Annotated in this window: 24 protein-coding genes; 8 read left to right on the top strand and 16 right to left on the bottom strand. The window is 72.6% G+C overall.

Annotated features, from left to right (window positions below):
- Window positions 1-108 precede the first annotated feature (108 nt).
- Window positions 109-1,284 (top strand): serine hydrolase domain-containing protein, encoded by a 1,176-nt coding sequence (locus OG550_RS17590; protein WP_327678650.1) that lies wholly within the window; start codon window positions 109-111, stop codon window positions 1,282-1,284.
- Between the two features lie 76 nt (window positions 1,285-1,360).
- Here OG550_RS17590 and OG550_RS17585 read toward each other — a convergent pair whose 3' ends face one another.
- The 3 genes from OG550_RS17585 to OG550_RS17575 form a co-directional block, all read right to left on the bottom strand.
- Entirely contained in the window at window positions 1,361-1,849 is a 489-nt protein-coding gene (locus OG550_RS17585) for an NUDIX hydrolase (RefSeq protein ID WP_327678648.1), read from the bottom strand.
- Between the two features lie 107 nt (window positions 1,850-1,956).
- Window positions 1,957-2,181, bottom strand: a complete 225-nt coding sequence (locus OG550_RS17580) for a hypothetical protein (RefSeq protein ID WP_327675235.1) — start codon at window positions 2,179-2,181, stop codon at window positions 1,957-1,959.
- Window positions 2,178-2,432: a hypothetical protein gene (locus OG550_RS17575; protein WP_327678646.1), complete on the bottom strand. Its 255-nt coding sequence runs from the start codon at window positions 2,430-2,432 to the stop codon at window positions 2,178-2,180. The genes OG550_RS17580 and OG550_RS17575 overlap by 4 nt, the downstream gene beginning before the upstream one ends.
- Window positions 2,433-2,561: 129 nt before the next feature.
- Here OG550_RS17575 and OG550_RS17570 point away from each other — a divergent pair, with 129 nt between their 5' ends.
- The 5 genes from OG550_RS17570 to OG550_RS17550 all read left to right on the top strand — a co-directional run bounded on the left by OG550_RS17570 (window position 2,562) and on the right by OG550_RS17550 (window position 4,617).
- Window positions 2,562-3,392, top strand: coding sequence for a helix-turn-helix domain-containing protein (locus OG550_RS17570; RefSeq protein WP_327678644.1), 831 nt, complete (start codon window positions 2,562-2,564; stop codon window positions 3,390-3,392).
- On the top strand, window positions 3,389-3,604 hold the full coding sequence (locus OG550_RS17565; RefSeq protein ID WP_327678642.1) for a DUF397 domain-containing protein: 216 nt from the start codon (window positions 3,389-3,391) through the stop codon (window positions 3,602-3,604). The genes OG550_RS17570 and OG550_RS17565 overlap by 4 nt, the downstream gene beginning before the upstream one ends.
- A 142-nt stretch (window positions 3,605-3,746) precedes the next feature.
- The gene (locus tag OG550_RS17560; protein ID WP_327678640.1) at window positions 3,747-3,956 is read left to right on the top strand and encodes a DUF397 domain-containing protein; all 210 of its coding nucleotides are present in this window, start codon (window positions 3,747-3,749) and stop codon (window positions 3,954-3,956) included.
- 141 nt (window positions 3,957-4,097) lie between these two features.
- Entirely contained in the window at window positions 4,098-4,307 is a 210-nt protein-coding gene (locus OG550_RS17555) for a DUF397 domain-containing protein (RefSeq protein WP_327678638.1), read from the top strand.
- 100 nt (window positions 4,308-4,407) lie between these two features.
- Complete coding sequence (locus tag OG550_RS17550) at window positions 4,408-4,617, top strand: DUF397 domain-containing protein (RefSeq protein ID WP_327678636.1); 210 nt, start codon at window positions 4,408-4,410, stop codon at window positions 4,615-4,617.
- A 71-nt stretch (window positions 4,618-4,688) separates the two neighbouring features.
- Here the strand turns inward: OG550_RS17550 and OG550_RS17545 are convergent, their stop codons facing one another.
- The 6 genes from OG550_RS17545 to OG550_RS17520 form a co-directional block, all read right to left on the bottom strand.
- Window positions 4,689-5,492 carry a hypothetical protein gene (locus tag OG550_RS17545; RefSeq protein WP_327678634.1) on the bottom strand — a complete coding sequence of 268 codons (804 nt, stop codon included), beginning with the start codon at window positions 5,490-5,492 and terminating at the stop codon, window positions 4,689-4,691.
- Window positions 5,493-5,572: 80 nt separating this feature from the next.
- The gene (locus OG550_RS17540; protein WP_327678632.1) at window positions 5,573-6,079 is read right to left on the bottom strand and encodes a SigE family RNA polymerase sigma factor; all 507 of its coding nucleotides are present in this window, start codon (window positions 6,077-6,079) and stop codon (window positions 5,573-5,575) included.
- A gap of 320 nt (window positions 6,080-6,399) precedes the next feature.
- A complete protein-coding gene (locus tag OG550_RS17535) occupies window positions 6,400-7,632 on the bottom strand; it encodes an MFS transporter (RefSeq protein WP_327678630.1) in 1,233 nt (410 codons plus the stop codon).
- 167 nt (window positions 7,633-7,799) lie between these two features.
- Window positions 7,800-8,777, bottom strand: coding sequence for a transaldolase family protein (locus tag OG550_RS17530; protein WP_327678628.1), 978 nt, complete (start codon window positions 8,775-8,777; stop codon window positions 7,800-7,802).
- Entirely contained in the window at window positions 8,774-10,174 is a 1,401-nt protein-coding gene (locus OG550_RS17525; protein WP_327678626.1) for an MFS transporter, read from the bottom strand. The genes OG550_RS17530 and OG550_RS17525 overlap by 4 nt, the downstream gene beginning before the upstream one ends.
- Before the next feature lie 5 nt (window positions 10,175-10,179).
- Window positions 10,180-10,719 carry a VOC family protein gene (locus OG550_RS17520; RefSeq protein ID WP_327678624.1) on the bottom strand — a complete coding sequence of 180 codons (540 nt, stop codon included), beginning with the start codon at window positions 10,717-10,719 and terminating at the stop codon, window positions 10,180-10,182.
- Between the two features lie 249 nt (window positions 10,720-10,968).
- Here OG550_RS17520 and OG550_RS17515 point away from each other — a divergent pair, with 249 nt between their 5' ends.
- On the top strand, window positions 10,969-12,183 hold the full coding sequence (locus OG550_RS17515) for a serine hydrolase domain-containing protein (protein ID WP_327678623.1): 1,215 nt from the start codon (window positions 10,969-10,971) through the stop codon (window positions 12,181-12,183).
- Window positions 12,184-12,479: 296 nt separating this feature from the next.
- On the opposite strand, the gene OG550_RS17510 is transcribed toward OG550_RS17515, so the two are convergent.
- Entirely contained in the window at window positions 12,480-13,430 is a 951-nt protein-coding gene (locus tag OG550_RS17510; protein WP_327678621.1) for an aldo/keto reductase, read from the bottom strand.
- A gap of 59 nt (window positions 13,431-13,489) precedes the next feature.
- Between OG550_RS17510 and OG550_RS17505 the strand changes: the two genes are divergently transcribed.
- Window positions 13,490-13,855, top strand: coding sequence for a MerR family transcriptional regulator (locus OG550_RS17505; protein ID WP_327678618.1), 366 nt, complete (start codon window positions 13,490-13,492; stop codon window positions 13,853-13,855).
- 18 nt (window positions 13,856-13,873) lie between these two features.
- On the opposite strand, the gene OG550_RS17500 is transcribed toward OG550_RS17505, so the two are convergent.
- The 6 genes from OG550_RS17500 to OG550_RS17475 form a co-directional block, all read right to left on the bottom strand.
- Window positions 13,874-15,106 (bottom strand): acyltransferase family protein, encoded by a 1,233-nt coding sequence (locus OG550_RS17500; RefSeq protein WP_327678616.1) that lies wholly within the window; start codon window positions 15,104-15,106, stop codon window positions 13,874-13,876.
- Window positions 15,103-16,761 carry an FAD-binding oxidoreductase gene (locus tag OG550_RS17495; RefSeq protein ID WP_327678614.1) on the bottom strand — a complete coding sequence of 553 codons (1,659 nt, stop codon included), beginning with the start codon at window positions 16,759-16,761 and terminating at the stop codon, window positions 15,103-15,105. Before OG550_RS17495 ends, OG550_RS17500 begins: the two co-directional genes overlap by 4 nt.
- A 36-nt stretch (window positions 16,762-16,797) precedes the next feature.
- Window positions 16,798-17,184 carry a cupin domain-containing protein gene (locus OG550_RS17490; protein WP_327678613.1) on the bottom strand — a complete coding sequence of 129 codons (387 nt, stop codon included), beginning with the start codon at window positions 17,182-17,184 and terminating at the stop codon, window positions 16,798-16,800.
- Window positions 17,181-18,011, bottom strand: a complete 831-nt coding sequence (locus tag OG550_RS17485) for a cupin domain-containing protein (protein ID WP_327678611.1) — start codon at window positions 18,009-18,011, stop codon at window positions 17,181-17,183. Before OG550_RS17485 ends, OG550_RS17490 begins: the two co-directional genes overlap by 4 nt.
- Window positions 18,004-19,200 carry a sedoheptulose 7-phosphate cyclase gene (locus OG550_RS17480; RefSeq protein WP_327678609.1) on the bottom strand — a complete coding sequence of 399 codons (1,197 nt, stop codon included), beginning with the start codon at window positions 19,198-19,200 and terminating at the stop codon, window positions 18,004-18,006. The genes OG550_RS17485 and OG550_RS17480 overlap by 8 nt, the downstream gene beginning before the upstream one ends.
- A gap of 221 nt (window positions 19,201-19,421) precedes the next feature.
- Window positions 19,422-20,513: an IS701 family transposase gene (locus OG550_RS17475; protein ID WP_327678607.1), complete on the bottom strand. Its 1,092-nt coding sequence runs from the start codon at window positions 20,511-20,513 to the stop codon at window positions 19,422-19,424.
- Window positions 20,514-20,628 lie beyond the last annotated feature (115 nt).

The following is a 20,628-nucleotide window of genomic DNA, read 5'->3' as shown; positions in this document are numbered from 1 at the left end:
GGGCAGCCCCCGTACCAACTCGGGCGTCTGCAGGATGGGCGGCCGGGGCGGCGGCGCGGCAGGCTGGGACGCGGAACAGCACGGGGAACGGAAACGCGGGAGTGATCGGTGAAGGTACGCGCGGGGGCCGCAGCACTGGTGGCGGGAATGTGCGCGATGGCGGTGTCGGGACTCCTCCCGACGGCCGCGGTGGCGGCGGAGCGGGCGTCGGCCGCGCCGCCCGCCGGCCTCAGGGCGGCCGTCGAGCAGACGGTCGCGGACGGCTTCCCGGCCGCCGTCGCGTACACCAGGCAGGGGGAGCGGGAGTCACGGACGGCGGCCGGGCTCGCCGACACCGCGACCGGCGAGCGGGCCCGGCCGGACCAGCGGTTCCGGATCGCCAGCAACACCAAGTCGTTCGTCTCGACGGTGCTCCTGCAGCTGGAGGGCGAAGGGCGGCTCTCGCTCGACGACAGCGTGGAGAAGTGGCTGCCCGGCGTGGTCCGCGGCAACGGCAACGACGGCGACGCCATCACCGTCCGGCACCTGCTCAACCACACCTCGGGCATCTACGACCCCACCGACGAGCCGGAGTTCTTCGCTCCCTACCTGGAGCACCACGAGTGGGGCTACGTCTACACCCCGCGGGAGGTGATCGCCCGCGCGGTCCGGCACGCGCCGTCGTTCGAGCGGCCCGGTGACGGCTGGGCGTACTCCAACACCAACTACCTGCTCGCCGGGCTGGTGATCGAGGCGGTCACCCACCACAGCGCGCCCTCCGAGATCCACCGGCGGATCCTCGCCCCGCTCGGCCTCAGGAACACCTCCTTCCCGGTGACCGACCCGGACATCCGCGGCCCCCACCTGCACGGGTACGACCTCACGGGTCGGGACGTGACCAGGTTCAGCCCGTCGTACGACTGGACCGCCGGTGCCATGATCTCCACGGTCGACGACCTGGCCCGGTTCCACCGGGCCCTGTTCGGCGGCAGGCTGCTGCGCCCGGCCCAGCAGCGTGAACTGTTGACCACGGTGCAGTTCGGCCGTGGACCGGCGTACGGACTCGGTGTGCAGCGCAGGGAGGTGGCCTGCGGCACGGGCCCGGACGCCAAGCGGGTCAGCACCTGGGCGACCGACGGGGGCGGTCCCGGCTTCACGAGCATGTCGCTCAGCACCGTCGACGGCGAGCGGCAGCTGGTCCTGGCCCTCAACGTCTACGACCTCGGCGCGGACCTGAAGGACGAGGTGCCCGTCCCGCTGGGCCCGGGAGCGGCGCAGGTGCAGACGGCGGCCCTGTGCGACTGAGGCGGCGAGCCTCCGGCGGCACCTCGATGCGAGCTGCTGCCGGGTGCCGGCAGTCCCCAGGCGGCGCCGTTGCGTGCTAGTCGGCGGGGGTGCCGCGGAGGAGGAGGGGGAGGTGGGCGCCTCTGGTGAGGGCGTCGAGGGCCTGGGTGGTGCGGCGGTAGTGGTCGGGGGGCATGGCGTCGAGGAGTTGGGCGCGGTGGAGCCAGTGGACGGCGGTGACGGTGTGGGGCGGGCGGTGGCGGGCGACGATGCCTTCCTGTGCGGAGGTGAGGCGGCCGCCCCAGTGGATGAAGGTGAGGGCTTCGGGGAGGAGGGCGGCTTCGGTGTGGTCGGTGGCGAGGATCGAGCGGAGGGGGAGGACGAGGCCGGTCTGGGTCTCGGTGTGTCGGCGGGCGGCGAGGTGGGGGAGTTCGTCGCGTTCGGCGTCGCCGCCGGGGAGGTGGAGGCCGGAGGTGTGGGAGCGGCCGATGAGGAGGAGGGCGCCGTCGCGGTTGAGGATGAGGGCCTGGTGGCCGTGGCGGCGGCGGGGCGGGTTGGTCAGGATGTCGGGGAGTTGGTGCAGCAAGGGGGCCTCCGGGGTTGTTGGTTGGGGTGGTTCCGGCCGGGCCCGCGCTGGGGGCGGCGGGCCCGGCCGGGGTTCCCGTGCGCCGCACCACACCGGCGCGCGGGAGTTCAGGGGGTGGGGTCGGCGTCGGTGCCGTCGGCTTCGTCGGGTGAGAGCCAGGCGAAGCAGGCGGGCAGGCCCGCGCTGATGCCGGTGGCGAGGATGAGGCCGAAGATCAGGAGCTGGGGTCCGAGCGGCCCGTCGTGGATCGGCCAGCAGACGGCGGTGGCGGCGAGGGCGCTCAGGGCGGGGACGCCGACGGCGGTGGCGACCAGCTTGAACGCCCGGTTCACGCCCGGTCGTTGGCGCGCGGCCGGCTGGGCTGCTGGACGGTGAGGTAGCGGGGCTGGGGGAGGGCCTGGACGTGCTCGGGCTTGGTGGTCCACTCGCACCCGCCGGCCTCGTGGCGGAGGTAGGCGAGGCCGTTGAGGGTGTCCATGTAGACCCCTTCGACGACCCCGCCGGTGGGGGCGCGGTGGCCGAGGTCGCGCACCACTTCGCCGACGGCCGGGGTGTACGCGGGCATACGGGGGCAGCTGGGCATGGGGGCCTCCAGGGAAGGTTGCTCTGTGCTCTCTGAGCATCACGGCGTGTATCCAGGTTGGCTTACGCTCCCGTACGATGGCTAGATCCTCAACTTCCCAGCTGGCAAAGAGGAATAGGGAGAAGCTCCTTGAACCGGAAGAAGCTTGATCCTCAGTCGTCACCTCGCGCTGCTTTCGGTCGACGTCTCCGCACGTCAAGGGAACATCTTGGACTGACGCAAGACCAACTAGGTGGGCTGATCGGCTACTCGGACACCCACATCTCGGCTGTAGAAACAGCCCTGAAATCCCCTACGCGTGACTTCGCACAGAAGTGCGATGAAGTGCTGGGTGCTGAGGGCACGTTGGAGACGATGTGGTGGGGCCTAAAGGCAGCTGCCCTGCTGGACGGGTTCCCAGAACATGCTGCCCAGGAGTCGCGGGCCGCCCAGATTAGAGTCTTCGAGGCGAACATCGTCCCTGGTCTGCTTCAGACCGGATCGTACGCAGCGGCATTGGCAGCGGCTGCGGTCCGTCGCGGGCGGATTACCAAGGGCCAGGCCGATGAGCGGCTCAAGTTTCTCGCCAACCGACAGAGGCTGCTCCAGCGGCCAGAGCCCCCCATGCTCCATGCGGTACTGGATGAGAGCTGCATCCGTCGGCCGATAGGGGGAGTCGCCGTGATGCATGATCAACTCGCCCATCTGGAGGATTCGTTCGCAAATCCGAGGATCATCCTCCAGATCTCGCCGTTCAGTCTTGCGGAGGAGGCTCCCTTCCGGGTCTCGATGACGCTCCTGACCTTCGCGGACCGGAGTGTCGTCGGCTACTCCGAGTCGCTTGAACGTGGCTATGTCATGCGGACGCCTGGCGCCGTCGCCGCTTGGGAGGAGGACTACCATCGTTTGCAGGTGGAAGCGCTGTCGAAGCGGGCTTCCCAAGCGATGGTCCGTAAAGCGCGGGAGGAATTGGCTCTATGACGCTCCGACTCGAAGACCTGTCTCGTGCTTCCTGGTTCAAGTCGACGTACAGCGACAACGGGGGTACGTGCGTCGAGATCACCGCAGACTTCCCTGGTCTTGTCCCTGTCCGTGACTCGAAGGACCCCGAGGGCCCGGCGCTCCTCTTCGCGGCCGATGCCTTCGCTTCCTTCCTCGCCGCTCTCCGAGCTGGCGAGTTCGGCGGGGTCTGATAAGCCGTGCTCCGAGGGCCCCTGACCGGTTGCCGGTCAGGGGCCATTGCCGCTCGTCGGCTGGTTCGGGGGTTCACCCGGTCGTTTGGCGCGCGTACCGTGAGTGGTGGTGGGACCGACTCCCTTGTGGAAGGGCTATCGCATGACGAGCGTCGACCTCGCCACTGTCCGGTGGCGCAAGAGTACGTACAGCCAGCAGGGCGGGAACTGCGTTGAGATGGCGATCGGCTTCAGCGAGCTGGCGCCCGTCCGTGACTCCAAGGACGTGTCCGGTCCGGCGCTCGTCTTTCGGGCCGAGGCCTGGCGCTCCTTCCTCGCCGCCGTCCAGGCTGGCGAGTTCGGTGCGGTCTGAGTAGTCGCGCTCTGATGGCCCTGACCAGTCGGCGGTCAGGGCCATCGTCGTTCAGCGGTGGGTTCAGGGCTTCACCCGGGCCGTTCGGCGCACGTACCGTAGGTGGTGACGGGGCCAACTCCCTTGTGGAAAGGCTGTCGCATGACGAGCGTTGACCTTGCCACTGTCCTGTGGCGCAAGAGCACGTACAGCGGAAACGGCGGGAACTGCGTCGAAGTCGCCCCCGGCTTCCCCGGCCTCGTTCCTGTCCGTGACTCGAAGGATCCTCACGGGCCGGCTCTCCTCTTCCCGGCCGATGCCTTCGCCTCCTTCCTTGCCGCAGTCCGGGCTGGCGAGTTCGGCGAGGTCTGAGCTGTCGCGCTGCGACGGCCGGTTCGGGGGTTCACCCGGTCGTCTGGCGTGCGTACCGTGAGTGGTGGTGGGACCGACTCCCTTGTGGAAGGGCTATCGCATGACGAGCGTCGACCTCGCCACTGTCCGGTGGCGCAAGAGTACGTACAGCCAGAACGGCGGGAACTGCGTCGAAGTCGCCCCTGACTTCCCCGGCCTCGTTCCTGTCCGTGACTCGAAGGATCCTCACGGGCCGACTCTTCTCTTCCCGGCCGATGCCTTCGCTTCCTTCCTCACCGCTCTCCGGTCCGGCGAGTTCGGTGAGGTCTGAGTAGCCGCGCTCCGATGGCCCTGACCGGTTGTCGGTCAGGGCCATCGTCGTTCAACGGTCAGTCCTGGGGGTCAGCCGACGGCGCCGAGGATCGGTGCCCAGACGGGGCCGGTGAGTGCGGCCACCACCTGCTGCTCGGTGAGCGGGGGAGTGGCACGGGTCGGCTTCGGCGTCGTGCCGTCACTGCCGCCGCCGGTGCTGTTCCACTCCACCAACTGGAGCTGCGCACCGGTCGACTTCAGGGTGACCGTGATCGTCCAGCGGCGGGCGGTGTCGGCACGGGCCGGGTGTTCGGCTGCGTTCTGTTCCGACATCACCAGGGCCCCGCCGGGTACCGCGGCGCTGCTCGGCAGTTCGCTCACCTTGCAGGTGTCACCCTTGGCGCGCGGGGGTGTCCGCTCGCAGCTCAGTCCGTCGCCGTCCCGGAGCGGCAGCTTGAGCCGCACGGCCGAGACCCCGACGTACGCGGCGCCCTGACCGTCGTCGACGACCAGACCGGCGTTGGCGACGTACCCGGCGGACGGGTCGGCGGGGTTGTTGCTCTGTCCGGTCACCTGGCTGAACCGGCCCCCGGGGAGCGTCTGTTCCAGCGCCTGGATCATCTGGGTGTCGCTGATCGCGGTCCGGGGCATCGCCTGCGCCGCCGGCTCGATGTCGGACCCCGAGGAGCGCATCCCCGCGATCGTGCCGGGGATCACCAGGGCGGCCGCCGCGATCGCGGCGCAGACACCGACCCCGGCGGCTACGCCGGCACGGCGCCTGCGCCGGCGGCTCCGCCCGCGCTCGACGGCTCCGCTCAGGAACGTGGTGATGTCGGGTTCGAGTGATTCGGTCGTGCGGTCCAGGGCGTGTGCGAGGTCTGCTTCGAACGGCATGCTGGCGGTCACCTTGTTCTGTCGCTGATGGGGGCTTCGTAGCGGCTCTGACCCGCGTGCACCGGCACCGGCACCGGTGCTCAGTGCGGGACGAGGTCGGACAGGCTGTCGCCGAGCAGCGCGCGCAGTCTGCCGAGTGCCCGGGTGCCCTGGGAGCGGACCGCGCTGCTGCTCAGCCTGAGCATCCCGGCGGTCTCCTCGATGCTGCGGTCCTCCCAGTAGCGCAGCAGCAGTACCGCCCGGTCGCGGGGCGGCAGTTGGGCGAGCGCGTCCAGCAGGGTGAGCCGCAGTGCGGTGTCCGGACCGGCCGCCGCACCGTCGGGCATGGTCCCGACGGGGCGCTCGCCGGTGCTCCGCCGTCGCCGCAGGCTGAGGAAGGCGCGGACCAGGACCGTCTGGGCGTATGCCGCCGGGTTGTCCGCTCCGGACACCCGCTTCCAGTGCACGTACACCCGGCTGAGGGTCTCCTGGACCAGGTCCTCGGCGAGATGGGCGTCACCGGCCGCGAGGACGTACGCCGAGCGGTACAGCGCCTTCGCCCTCGCGGCCACGAATGCCAGGTACTCGTCCTCCTGTGCTGACTTCACTCGGTCGCCGCCCGTTCCGTTGTGCTGTGATCCCCGTGCATACCCCTCATGACTACGCGAGACGTCAGGATGTCGTGCGGGCGGGAGACCTTTCTCCGCCGTTGCCGTGTCGGCTGCGCTCCCCGGGGCCGGGGCCGGGGCCGTGACGCTGACGCCGGAAGCCCGGACAGGCAGGCCCCGCCCGGACGGGGCGGGGCCTGCCTGTCACTCGTCCTCCTCGGGCTGCGGTGGCGCGGGCGGCGGCGGAAGGCCGGCGCGCCAGCGGGCCAGGAGGGTCGAACCGTCCGCGAGCGGTGCGGGCCGCTGCTCCCCGGCCGCGCTCATCGGGCGGCCAGTGCCTGCTGGATGTCCCCGAGCGAGCGGTTCTTCGTCTCCGGCACCCGGCGTGCCACGAACAGCACCGCCCCCAGCGACACCGTGGCGAAGAACCAGAACACCCACCGCTCGCCCACCGCGTCCGCCGTGGGCAGGAAGGCCTGGCCGACCACGAAGTTGGCCGCCCAGTTGACCAGCGCGCACAGGCCCGTCCCGCGCGCCCGTGACTCGGGCGGGAAGATCTCGGCCGCCAGGATCCAGAACACCGGCCCCAGCCCGATCGCGAACGCCCCCACGTACGACGTCATCGCGACCAGCGCGACCGCGTTCGCCACCGGCCCGGACTGTCCCGGTCCGAGCGCCACGCCCAGCGCCACCAGCGACACCGCCATGCCGCCGAGGGACCACAGCAGCAGCGGCCTCCGTCCGACCCGGTCGATCAGCGGGATCGCGGCGATCGTGAGCAGCACGTTCACCGTGCCGATCGCCACCGAGTAGCCGATCGAGTCGGTGGCCGGCAGTCCGGCCCGGGCCATGATGCTCGGCGCGTAGTAGATGATCGAGTTGATCCCGCCGAACTGCTGCACCGCCGCCAGTGTCACGCCGATGACCAGCGCGGCCCGTGCCCCCGGGGTGGTGAGCAGTGCCCGCGGCCGGTCGGTCCGCACCGTCCGGGTGCGGCCGTCCAGCCAGGCGGGGGTCTCCGGGATGAACAGCGTCCCGATCAGCATCGCCACGGACGGCACCAGCCCGACCGCGAACATCGCCCGCCAGTTGCCGCCGTCCGCGAAGGCCAGGTTCACCAGGTAGGACACCAGGATGCCCACCGTCAGCAGGATCTGGTTGACGGTGATCATCCGCCCGCGCAGTCCCGGCGGCGCGATCTCCGCGAGGTAGAGCGGGACGATCGTCGACGCGCTGCCGACCGCGAGGCCGAGGACGGCCCGGGCCGCCAGCAGGGTCGGGAAGTCCGGCGCCACCGAGGCGAGCAGCAGCCCGACCGTGAACGTGGCGGCGATGCCGATCAGTGCCTTCCGGCGCCCGTAGCGGTCGGCCGGACGGGCTCCTGCCAGCGCGCCGACCGCCGCGCCGAGCAGCAGCGCGGAGATGACCGCGCCCTCCTGGAAGGCGTTCAGCGCCAGCTGGTCCTTGAGGAAGAGCAGCGCGCCGGAGATGACGCCGGTGTCGAAGCCGAACAGCAGCCCGCCGAGCGCCACCACGCCGGTGGCGAGGGCCATGCGGGGCACGGGAGGTGATGTCGGATCAGGTGCGACGGGCGGTGCGACGTCCAGGTGGAGCTGCGGTGCCATGAGCGGGTTCCCCCTCCTGGGGCAGACAGGGCGGATGAGGCGAAGGCGGGGCGAGGACGGGGCGCGGACGAGGTCGGCCGGACGAGCCGGCCGGGTCAGTCGTGGGCGTGCGCGGCGTCGAGCGCGTGCAGGACGGACTCGTGGCGGATGTCGAACCACCGCAGGTAGCCGACCAGCCGCGCGGTGAACGCGTGCGCTTCCTCCTCCTCGCGCGGGCTCTGCGGCGCCCGCGCGGGGAGCGGCCCGTCGAACGACTCCAGTGCGGGGGCGCACAGTTCGACCGTGTCGCCGGGCGCGGCCAGCCCGTCCAGGTAGTCGGCGGTCCGGTGGCCGGGGACGCCGTGGTAGAGCTGCGTCCAGACCAGCTGCTGCGGCCGGGCGCCGGCCGCCGCGAGGGCGCGCCAGCGGGCCGAGGCGTCGGGATCGTGGGCGTCGGCGTGGATCCGGCGGGCGAGTCGGGCGGTGGCGGTCCCGGCCATGCCGCGCAGGGCCTTGGCCTCGTGGCTGCCGGCCCGGTCGAGCAGGGCGTCGATCTCGACGTCGATGCCGCCGACGCCGAAGGCCGCGACGGAACCGAGGGCGGTGAGGTCGTGGCCGCGCCAGCGGGCGAGTTCGAGCCCGTCGAGGTGGGCCCGGACGGCCTGGCGGTAGCGGGAGACGGAGTGCACCGGGCCGAGCCGGACGCCGATGCCCTCGCCGAGCAGCGGGGTGAGGGCGGCGACGCCCGCGTCGGAGGCGGGGAGGGCGGGCAGCAGGTTGGGCCGGCCGACGGCGGAGACGAGCCGGCGGGCGGCGTGCAGCTGGGCGCAGGCGGTGCGGGTCCGGGCGGCGACCGGCACGGAGAGCAGCCCGCCGCGGCCGTTGCTGCGCCGGTGCACGGGGCCCAACAGGTCGCACAGCACGCGGAGTTCGTCGTCCGGGGCGGGGCCGGTGAGGGCGACGGAGGTGATCCGGCCGCTCTCGGTGAGCCGGCGGATCCGGTCGTGGCCGGCGGTGCCGGACGGGGTGTGCTGGTACCAGACGCCGAGGCCGGTGGCGGTGCGTACCGGGGGGCGCTCCAGGGTGCCGATCATGCTCGGACGGTCCTTTCCTGGTCGAGGGGGCGGGGGTGCGGGGCAGGCGGCACGGTTCCGGGCGCGGGCGCGGGCGCGGGCGAGGGCGAGGGCGAGGGCGAGGGCGAGGGCGAGGGCGACGGGGGCGGCGGGGACGGCAGGGGCAGGGGCGAGGGCACGGCCGGGACGGCGGGCCGCAGCCGTGCACTGGCCGCCACCGCGAGCAGGGCGGCCAGGCAGATCGCCGCGGCGAGCGGGACCACCGGCCCGACCCCGTGCGCGGTGACCGTCCGGCCGCCGAGAGCGGCCCCGGCGGCGATCCCGGCGTTGGCCGCCGAGACGCCCAGGGTGGCGGCGAAGTCGCCGCCGGGACCGGCGAGTTCGACGATCCGGGACTGCAGGGCGGGGACCAGTCCGAAGCCGACCAGGCCCCAGCAGGCGACGATCACCGCGGTCGCCGCCCCGGAGCGGCCGCACAGGTGGAGCGCGAGCAGTGCGGCGGTCAGCCCGGCGCAGCCCAGGGTGAGCGTGCCGGCTGCCCGGCGGTCGGCCAGCCGGCCGCCGGCGAAGGTGCCGACGGCACTGGCCGCACCGAAGGCGAGCAGGTAGGCGCTGACCAGCCCGCCGGGGACGCCGGTGACGCCCTCCAGGTAGCCGGGCAGGTAGGTGTACGCGGTGAACTGGCCGGTGAACAGCACCACGGCGATGCCGAGCACGGCCAGTACGGGCCCGGAGAGCGCGCCGCGCAGCTGCCCGGACAGGTTCGCCGCGCCCATCGCCGCCGTCGGCGGGACGGTCCGCCGGACGGCGAGCAGGGCGAGCGCCCCGAGCGCGGCGACGGAGGCGAGCGCGGTGCGCCAGCCGAGCCACTGGCCGGCCAGCGTGCCGAGCGGCACGCCGAGCACGGTGGCGACCGAGATGCCGCCGAAGACCAGCGAGATGGCCCGCCCCTGCCGGCCGGGGCCGGCCAGGGCGACGGCGACACTGGTGGCGGCGCCGACGATCACCCCGTGGGCGAGTCCGGCCGCGCACCGGGCGGCCAGCAGCACGGTGACGTTCCCGGCCGCCGCCGCCCCGGCGCTCGCCGCCGTGTAGGCGGCGAGCGCGCCGAGCAGCAGGGTGCGGCGCGGCAGCCGGAGGGTCAGCGCGGTGAGGCCGGGGCCGCCGAGGGAGACGCCCAGGGCGTAGCCGGTGACGAGCAGTCCGACCGTGCCCAGCCCCGTCCCCAGCCCGTCGGCGATCGGGCCGAGGATTCCGACCACGAGGAATTCCGAGGTGCCGACGACGAAGGCGGTGAGGGCCAGGGCGAGGAAGGCCCGGCGGTCCGCCAGGGATTTCCCGGTAGCCCTCGCCGTGCCTTTTCCGGAAGGTGTTTCCGAAGCGTTCTCCGGATTCGCTCCCAGGCTGTTCTCCGGCATGGCGGTCAGCTCTCCGGCCAGTATTCGGAGGGCAGGTAGAGACGGGTGTCGGTGGCCTCCTCGTACGGCATTCCGGAGGGCATGTTGATGAGCTCCATGCTCATGCCCCACGGGGTGGTGAAGTAGACCCAGCGGTCGCCCTTGATCGGGCCGTCCTCGATGGTCTCGGGCTCGCCGAGGATGGTGACGCCGGGGTGCTTGCGCAGGTAGTCGGCGGCCTTGTCGACGTCGTCCACGTAGATCGCGAAGTGGTGGCCGCCGATGTCGCTGTTGCGCGGCTGCTCGCGGTCCTGCTCGGGCGCGGTGTACTCGAAGAGCTCCAGGTTGGCGTTGGGGCCGAGGCGCAGCATGGCGATGTTCGCCGAGGCGCGCGGGTCGACGTTGAGCTTGCGGGCCATCCAGTCGGTCTCCGGGTCCTCGACCGGGCCGAGCCGGTAGGCGAGTTCGGCGCCGATGACGTCGACGAAGAAGTCGACCGCCTGCCGGAGGTCGGGCACGGTGTAGGCGATGTGGTGGACCGCCCGGGCGCCCGGAATCTTGGCCATGGGAATCCTCTTTCGTTCGATCCCGGTTCGGGTTCTCCCACGGGTGGGTCCGGCGGGAATTCCCCGGCCGGCTGTCCGCAGCCGGCTGATTCGAGAATGGGTCCGGCCGGTGGTGGGGGGCAATGAGCCCGGACGGACTTTGTCAAGGTGCCAAACCGGCGCTCCGGGCGTTCACGAATCGGGGCCGCTGTGTTCTGCTGTTGGGCCGATCGAGGATTTCCCTCACGCATTCGAGCGGAGTTGGTTCACATGACGATCACGTCCGAGGTGCACGTCGCCGGCCGGGTGGCCCCGGGGTTCGAGCGGGTCCGTGCCGAGTTCGAGCGCAATCTGCTCGAACGGGACGATCTGGGCGCCGCGTTCTCGGTCCACCTGGGCCGGGAGACGCTGGTGGACCTCTGGGGCGGGACGGCGGACGCGCGGACCGGTGCGCGCTGGGAGCGGGACACGCTCCAGACGATCTTCTCCGGGAGCAAGGGCATCACCGTCACCGCACTGCTGAAGCTGGTGGACCGCGGCGCCGTCGAGCTGGACCGCCCGGTGTCCCACTACTGGCCGGAGTTCGCGGCGGCCGGCAAGGGCGGGGTGACCGTCCGGGAGGTGGTCACCTTCACCGGGCGGCTGCCCGGCATGTGGGCCCCGGTCAGCCAGGACGACGCCAACGACCCGGTCCTGATGGCGAGGCTGATCGCCGCCCAGGAGCTTGAGAGCGACCCGCGCGCGGACGGCATCCTGTACGGGCCGCTGTCGGCCGGCTGGATCGTCGGCGAGCTGGTCCGCCGGGTGGACGGCCGCCCGCTGGACCGGTTCTTCCGCGAGGAGATCGCCGGGCCGCTTGACCTCGACATCCACTACGGCACCGGCCCGGCCGACTGGCCCCGGCTGGCCCGCACCACGTACGGGACCAACTTCCTGCCCCAGTTCACCGGCTTCTTCCACAGCGACGACCCGCTGACGCGGCGGATCTGGCAGAACCCGCAGCCGTTCCCGGACGACGAGGGCGTCTGGGGCCGCCCGGAGCGCCGGTCCGCGCTCATCCCGGCGATCAACGTCAGCGGTACCGCGAGGGCGTTCTCGACGCTGTACGGGATCCTGGCCGAGGACGCCGTCCGCCCGTCGGACGACGCCCCGCTGCTGCTCTCCCGGCGGACCATGGACGAGGCGCGCGGCGTGTACGCCCGGAAGACCGACCAGCTGATCGACGTGGTGATGGCGTACGGCGGCGGCGGGTACCGGTTGCGCACGGCCGAGCGGCCCGGTCCGGACGGCGAGACCTTCGGCCACGACGGGGGCGGCGGCTCGGCGAACCAGGCGTGGCCCCGGGTCGGCCTGGGCGTCTCGTACGTGATGAACCGGCTGATCGCGCTGGGGCCGGACGACAAGCGGGCCGGTTCGCTGCTCAAGGCGCTGGCGGCGGACGTCACCGACCTGGGGCTGGGGCCGGCGGGCGGGATCCGGTCTTGAGGCCCGCCCGGCGGACCGGCCGGGAACCGGCGCCGGACCGCTCGGTGGCGGGCCGGCGGGAGCCGGGCAAGAGCGGGACCCGGACCGGGCGAGGCTCGGACCGGGAGGGGCCCGGACAAGAACGGAAACCGGAGAGGGCCCCACGGGGGCGGGGGCCCTCTCCGGTCGGTGGGTGACCCGCCCGGCGGAGCACGCCGCCGGGCGGGTCACCGGCCACTGCACCGGTCACTTCACCTGTCACTCCACCGCGGTCACCACCCCGCGGTCACCACCCTGCGGGGCGGCCGCGCGCGGGGTCACTCCGCCGCAGCGGCCTCCGCCTCGGCGGCCTCAGCGGCCTTGGCGGCCTCGGCGGCGGCGATGCCGTCCAGGCGGGCGTACTGCTCGGAGCTCAGCTCGATGGCCAGCGCGCCCAGGTTCTCCGCGAGGTGCTTGCCGGAGGTGGTGCCGGGGATGGGCAGGATGTTGGGCGAGCGGTGCAGCAGCCAGGCGAGCGCGGTCTGGGCGGGGGTGGCGCCGATCTCACGGGCGACCTCGGAGACCGGGCTGTCCTCGCCCGCGTGGCCGCCGATGGCGATCGGGAAGAACGGCAGGAACGCGATGCCGCGCTCGGCGGTGAAGTCGACCACCGCGTCGTGCTGGCGGGTCGCCAGGTTGTACCAGTTCTGCACGGAGGCGATCGGGGCGATCTCCAGTGCCGCCTCCAGCTCCTCGACGGTGACCTCGGAGAGGCCGATGTGGCGGACCTTGCCCTCGTCCTGGAGCTGCTTGAGCGCGCCGATCTGGTCGGCCAGCGGCACCTTGGGGTCGATCCGGTGCAGCTGGAGCAGGTCGATCCGCTCGACGCGGAGCCGGCGCAGGCTCAGCTCGGCCTGCTGGCGGAGGTAGGCCGGGTGGCCGACCGGGACCCACTCGGAGGGGCTCGGGCGGGTCATGCCGATCTTGGTGGCGACGACGACGTCCTGGGCGTACGGGTGCAGCGCCTCGGCGATCAGCTCCTCGCTGCCGCCGAGGGCGTAGGAGTCGGCGGTGTCGATCAGCTGGACGCCGTGCTCGACGGCGGAGCGCAGCACGTCGACGGCGTCGGCGCGCGGCGTCGGGGCGTGCCAGACGATCGCCTCGGTCGGCTTGATGTCCGGGGTGTCGGCGAGGCGCATGGTGCCGTAGCCGATCCGGCGGACCGTCAGGTCGCCGCCGAGGGCGTAGGACTGACGGTCGATCTGGGCGGTGATCTCGGTGTTCGTCATGCTGGTCACGGTACAATCTCCCATTCGTGTGAGATTCAAGTGGATGTGAGGGGTGTCACATGCGGATCGGTGAGCTGGCGGCGCGGACCGGGGTCAGCGTCCGCCTGTTGCGGTACTACGAGGAGCAGGGACTGCTGGAGACCCACCGCCGCGAGGGCGGCCACCGCCGGTACGGGGACGACGCGCCGGCGGTGGTCCGGAACATCCGGGCCCTGCTGGGGGCGGGGCTCTCCACCAGCGCCATCCGGGACGTGCTGCCCTGTGTGGGCGGTGACGGCTCGGTGGCGCCCTGCATGCTGGAGGTGCTGGAGCAGCGGCTGGACCTGCTGGACCGGCAGATGCTCTCGCTCGGGGCGAGCCGGGCCGCGTTGGCGGGGATCGTCGCGGCGGCCCGGCGGGAGGCGGCGGAACCGGTGCCGGTGTAGCGCCCGCCCCGGTGCCCGTTACTCGGCCGCCGCGACGGCGGCCGGGGCGGGTGCGGCGGTTCCGGCCGTACCCGTGCTCCCCGCGGCCCCGGCCGCCGCGGCGGGGGCCGCCGTCGGTCGCGAGGCCGGCCGGGGGTCGGGCCGGGATCGACCCCATCGACGCATCACCGGCATCTCGACCAGGCGGTACAGCGCCCAGCCGAGGACGATGCTCAGCGCCAGGGTGATCCCCATGACACCCAGGGCGCCGGGGGTGTCCCAGGTGTTCGCGCCGGCCGATCCGGTCGCCGCGAGGCCCAGCGGTCCGTACTGGATGACCAGGAAGTGGACCATGTAGAAGGCGAAGGAGACCTCGCCGAGCCAGACCATGGTCCGGCCGGCGAACGGTGTCCCCAGCCCCGCGGAGTCCCTGGCGGCCACCGCGGCGATCAGCAGCGCGACCGGCAGGGCGGTCGGCGCGGCCATGCCCCAGGCGTCCGGCAGCGTGATCATCAGGGCGTAGCCGCCGGCGACGAGCAGGACCGCCACCGGCCAGCCGATCGCCGCCCACCGCCCGGTCCGGACGATCCGCGCCAGCAGGATGCCGAGCACGAACTCCGGCAGCCGGGAGGCCGGGAGGAAGTAGACGAACCAGTACCGCCAGAAGGAGAGCGGCTGCCAGGGCGAGTCCGGGCTGCCCGGGAGCAGCTGGGCGAGCAGCGGGAGGGCGAACAGCGCCGCCGTCACCAGGCCCACCCAGAGCCAGAGCCGCTCCGGCCGGATGCGCTTCACCAGCGGCAGGATCACCGGGAAGCTCAGGTAGAACAGCACCTCGCAGGCGAGCGACCAGCTCGGGCCGTTGGTCCCGCCGATCACCTCCAGGGAGGGGACCCAGCTCTGCAGCAGCAGCAGCGAGGGGACCGTCCCGGCGGTGGTCGGCTCCGCCCCGGCCCGGGCCATCAGCAGCAGCCCGACCAGCCAGGTGACGGCGTGGTTGGGGTACAGCTTGAAGAGCCGGCGGCGGTAGAAGGCGGCGGGCCGGTCGCCGTCCCGGGCCGACCAGGTGAGCACGAAGCCGCTCAGCACGAAGAAGAACCCGACGCCGAGGAAGCCCGCCCGGCTGAGGTAGGTCGACATGAAGTCGTTCGGGCCGGGCCGGTCGAACGGCTTGGCGACCGACACGTGGGTCAGGAAGACCAGCAGCGCGGCGATCCACCGCATGCCGGTCAGCGACGGCAGCCGGGAGAGCGACTCCCGGGTGGGCGCGCTCACCGGGTGCCCCGGGGCAGCCGGATCGACTGGCGGTGCCGGAAGAAGTCCTTCGGGTCGTACTGCTGCTTGATCCGCTGCAGCCTCGGGTAGTTGTCCTTGTAGTAGAGCGTGCTCCACGGGACGTTCGAGGTGTTCTGCTGCGGGTCGCTCAGGTCGCGGTCCGCGTAGTTGATGTAGCAGCCGTCGGTGACCCGGTTGGAGACCGGGACGCCGCCGGTGTCGCCGTACACCTCGCGGTAGAAGTCCTGCAGCCAGGCCGTGTTGGGGGCGTCGTCGGCCGGCGCCGTCCAGTAGGTCTGGTACAGCAGCTTGAAGATCGCGTCGCGCTGCGGCAGGGCGGTGGCGCCGGGGGCGACGCTGTTGATCCGGCCGCCGAAGGAGATCACGGCGACGCCGCCGCGCGGGTTGGCGTAGTCGGTGCGGGTCAGGTGCTTCCAGATCGCCGCGATCTGGTTCTCCGGGAATCCCCGGCGCATGTACGCGGACTTGTGGCCGGCCCGCAGCTGCGGGTTGGTCTGGGTGGCGTCCATGGTGCCGATGTACTTGACCGCCTTGAGCCACGGCAGCCGGACGACCTCGCCCTGGTGGGGCACGCCGAGGGCGTCGCTCAGGCCCTGGACGAAGTCGTTCGCGCGCTGCTCGGCCTGCGGCACGTCGCCGTTGACCTGGAGCAGCAGCACCAGGCTGCCGGAGACCTTGTGGTTGAGGAAGAGCCAGCTGGTCAGGCCGTTGTACACCGAGTCGGGGGCGCTGTTCTGCTCGAACCAGGCGCCGTAGTGGCGCACCATCGAGGTGAACCCGCGCTGGGTGATGTTCTCCCAGGACCAGCTCGGGATGGCGATCAGCACCTCGGCCGGCGGCTTCGGCAGCAGGTCCGACGGGTTGCTGCCGGTGGCGTCCGGCGAGCGGAACCAGTACCGGGTGACGACGCCGAAGTTGCCGCCGCCGCCTCCGGTATGGGCCCACCACAGGTCGCGGTGCGGGTCGCCCGGTTCGCGGGTGGCGACGACCGCCCGGGCCCGGCCGTCGGCGTCGAGGGTGACGACCTCGATCGCGTACAGGTGGTCGACCACCAGGCCGTGCTTGCGGGACAGGTTGCCGTAGCCGCCGCCCTGGACGTGCCCGCCGACGCCGACCGCGTAGCAGACGCCGCCCGGGACGGTGACCCCCCAGCCCTCGTAGAGGGTCTGGTAGACCTTCAGCAGGGTGGCCCCGGCCTCGACCTCGAACGCCCGGCGGCCGGGGTCGTAGCCGACCGCGTCCATGAGGTTCATGTCGACGACGACCTCGACCTCGGGGTTGTAGACGAAGTCCTCGTAGCAGTGCCCGCCGCCCCGGACGGTGAGCCGCTGCCGCCGGTCGGCCGCGTCCTGCACCGCCTGCACCACCTGGGCGGTGGTGCGCGGCAGCCGGACGCCCTTCGGCCTGGCCTCCCAGCGCGGGTTGAAGCCGGATATCAGGTCGATGTAGCGCGGGTTCTCGGCGGTGACGGTGATCAGGTCCCCGTTCCGCACCGCTCTGGACGCCGGGCCGGCGTCCTCCGCGGCGGAGCCCGCGACCGCGCCCGCGGCCGGGGCGAGCAGTCCGCCGGCCGTGGCGGCGCCGACGGTCGCACCGGCACCGGCCACGAACGTGCGGCGACTGAGATTACGCATGGAACTCTTCCCACTTCCTGTCGATTGCGGTGCGGTTCAGCCGAGTTGCGGGATCCTGGGCGGCAGGGCGGCGCTGAGCGGCTGCGGCAGGACGCGGGTGCTCAGCAGCCGCAGCCCGTCCGGGCCGGCCGTCACGGTGATCCCGGAGTCGTGCCGGGCGAGCAGCAAGGTGCCCTCGGTGACGGGGAGTTCGTCGAGCCCGTGGGTGGCGGTGCCGGACCCGGCGAGGACGAACAGGGCCTCCTCGACCCCGTCGTGGACCTCGTGGACCAGGGTGTCGCCGGGCGGCAGCCGCCACAGGTCGACCGTCTCGGTCTCGCTGTGCAGCATGCCCCGGCGGGCCAGGCAGGACCAGGTCCGCTGCTGCGGCCCGGCGGTGGCCGGAGCGCAGTCCACCGGCCGGAGCGCGCGGCTGACGATCACCGCTCGGCCCGCCCCGGCACCGCGAGTTCGGCGTGGAAGAACTCCAGCCCGCCCTCGTGGGCCGTGATCACCGCGTCCACCCCGAACGGCAGGGTGACCGCCGTGCCGGGCGCGATCTCCACCTCGGTGGAGCCTGCCGTGGCGGTGCCGGAGCCGGTCAGCACGAAGACGGTGTGCTCGCCGTCGTGCGAGCTGTACGCGGCGGAGGCGCCGGCCGCCAGCTCCCGGATCTCCACCAGGCGCAGCGGACCGGTGAAGACGCCGGCCGGGTCGACCGCCCTCTCCGCCCGCAGGTCGTGCAGCCTCATCGTCTCGGTCTTCCTCTCGCGCAGGCGGGTGGTCGTGGGGCCGGGCTCCAGCCCGTGCAGGACCTCGGACGTGTCCGGGGCGGGCATCTCGATGACCAGCCACTCCAGGTGCCCCTCGGGGGCGCTCCCGTAGCCGGGGTCGGTGACGCCCGCGGGGGCGCCGGTGTTGCGCAGGCCGTGCACCGTGCCGATCCCGGTGAGCAGCAGGGAGCCGGGGCGGGCGGGGCGCGGTTCGCCGTCGACCAGGAACTCGCCGTGGCCGCGGAGGATGAAGTAGATCTCCTCGGTGCGGGTGTGGCGGTGCTCGCCGCTCAGCCCGCCCGGCGGGATCCGGGCGACCTCGATCGCCTCGACCTCGGCCTCCAGCTGCTGCCGGCCGGCGAGCGCCTTCCAGTAGGTGAGGCCGGGGGCGCCGTGCACGCCGTAGATCTCGGAGGCGTCCCGGGTGTCCGCGAGGACCGGGCCGCGGGGCGCCGGCTCCGTGGCGGGGGCCGACGGTCGGGTCGTCGGGTCAGACACGGCTGAGCTCCCGGGCGTCGAGCACCCTCAGGTCCTCGACGGCGACGGCGAGTTCCTCGCGGGTCACGTCGTTGACGAAGACCGCGTCGCCGATGCCGACCGGCAGCGGGAGCCGCTGCTGGCCGTCGCGGTGGCGGACGGTGTCCTGGAGCGCGGCGTCGAGCAGTTCGGCGTCGAGCAGCTCGTTCCAGCTGGGCAGCTCCAGCGAGCGCATCACGCCGAGGATCCGGTCGCGCTGCTCCAGGTCGACCAGGCCGCGGCGCCAGGCGAGCACCGTGGTGAGCGCCATGTCGACGGAGACCGCCTCGCCGTGCAGCAGGGCCGGCAGGGCGCGCATCTCCAGGGTGGGGGAGAAGGTGTGGCCGTAGTCGACGATCCGCTCCAGCTCGGCCTCCCAGAGGTTGGGCTGGAGCTCCTCCAGCATGCCGTGGATGGCGCGGCGGATCACCTCCCCGGCCGGGTCGCCCGGGCGGGAGTCGTCCTGGAACTTCTGCTCGACCAGCCGGGGGCCGTGCTGCTCCAGCAGGTCGAACAGCCGGGCGTCCTTGATCAGCGCCATCTTGAGGATCTCGCCCATGCCGTTGGCGATGTGGCGGCGTTCGACGGTGGCGAGGAAGGAGCGGTCGAGCAGGGTGAGCACGGGGGCGAAGTAGGTGCCCAGGCGGTTCTTGTGGCCGTTGAAGTTGACCCCGGTCTTGACCCCGACGCCCGCGTCGACCAGGCCGATCAGCGTGGTGGGGACGCGCACCACCGGGGTGCCCCGGCGGTAGAGGTTGGCGACCAGGCAGACGATGTCCATCAGGACGCCGCCGCCGATCACGATGATCGGCTCGCGCCGGCGGTCCAGGCCGAAGGAGTCCAGCGCGACCACGATGTCCGAGGCGGTCTCGAACTCCTTGAGGGTCTCGTCGGCACGGACCACCTGCATGAAGTAGTCGATGCCGTGGTGCTCGAAGTAGCGGCGGACCCGGTCGCCGTGCAGCCGGTCGACCTCGGCGTCGATCACCACGAACCGGCGGTTGCCGCCCGCGGACCCGGCGGACTTCTCGACCAGGGCGGTGCTCTCCGGGTCGAAGACGCCGTCGCAGACTCGCACCTCGTACTCGACCGGCTTGACCGCGCGCACCCGCCAGGACTTCGAGGACTGGCTGTAGGTGAGACCGCTCGGATAATTGTCGAAGACAAGCATGTCCTTTTCCCTTGTGAAGGCATCGGTTGATTCACTGCGGTGCGGTGCAGGAGAGAGAGGGGGAGGGGTGGCGAGGTGATCCGGCCGCCGGTCCGGAGGCCGGTCGGGGGCGATCCGGTTATTCGGGCCAGAAAGGCGGCCCGGCTGTTCGTCCGGTAATTCCGTCCGGTGTTTCCGTCCGGTCATTCCGGCCGGTCGTTCGGCGTGGTGGTCCGACCCGGTCAGCCGGGGTGGCGGCCGAGCGCGACGGCGGCGTAGGCCGCCGAGGCGAGCGTCATGTGCCGGTGCCAGCCCTCGAAGGAGCGGCCCTCGAAGTCCCGGAGGCCGACCCGTTCGCCGAGGGTGGTGCGGTCCTCCTCGACGCCGCCGGCCAGCCGGAAGAGCCGGGGGAACTCGGCGGCCCGGTCCGGTTCGGAATCGGTCAGCCAGAACCCGGAGAACGCGGTGGGACGCGCCCCGGACTCCGCGTAGAGCAGCAGTTCGGGCCCGGTGGGCGGCAGGGCGACCCGGACCACGTGCGCCTCCACCCCGGGCGGGCCCGAGGTGCCGGCCAGCCGGCGGGCCCCGGCGGAGGCGAACAGCTGGTACGCCGGGAGCGGCCGGCCGCGGTCACGGGTGGGGGCCGTGACCGGGGTGAGCCGGGTCGTCGGGTCGACCCGGACGGCCACCCGCAGGCCGAGCGCCCGTCCGGCGGCGAACAGCCCGCCCGGTTCGGCCGGGCAGCCGTCCCAGATCAGGGTGGCCGAGGCGGTGGCCGGCAGCCGGTCCGCGAGCGGTCCGAGCAGTGCGGCCTGGCGGTCCAGCGAGTCCCCGGCCGGGCCGCCGGCGCCAGGCGTGACGGCCCGGTGGGGCGGGTCCGTCAGCTGGAGCTGCCAGTCGACCGGCGCGTTGAGCCGCGGGGCCAGGTACCAGAGGCCGACGGCCTGCTGGGCACCGGCCAGCTGGCCCAGCTCGGGGACGTAGCGCCGGCCGACACCGACCGACCGGGTGCCGGACTTCGGGATGAACATCGACCGGACCAGCCAGGCGCGGGGGGTGCACGCCTCGACCAGCCGGGCCGCGAGGGCCTCCCGGACCGGTGCCCAGGCCCAGGGGGAGTTGCGGATGAAGTGGTGCAGTCGCTGGACCGCCCCCGGGTCGCCGAGCGTTCGGGCGATGTTGCTGATGGACTTCCGCCCGGCTGTTCCGAGCAGGCCCCGGAGGTATTCGTCGGCCTTGACGCGGTAGTCGGCGCGGTCGAACGACGAGAAGATGTGGTCCCCCAGGATATTCCGGAGACCGTCGGCCGGGGATTCGATCGCGGCTGCATCCACGGTTTTTCACCTCCTTTCTCGGTATTTCCGTCCGATGGGTCCACCGGTGTTTCCGGGATTGTTTCCCGCTGGCCGGTACCGGAATTCTCGGCGGTGTCGCCGATTCCGGTCAATC

It is taken from the genome of Kitasatospora sp. NBC_00458 (assembly GCF_036013975.1).
Lineage (GTDB): Bacteria > Actinomycetota > Actinomycetes > Streptomycetales > Streptomycetaceae > Kitasatospora.
This window is presented reverse-complemented; position numbering and strand designations above follow the sequence as displayed.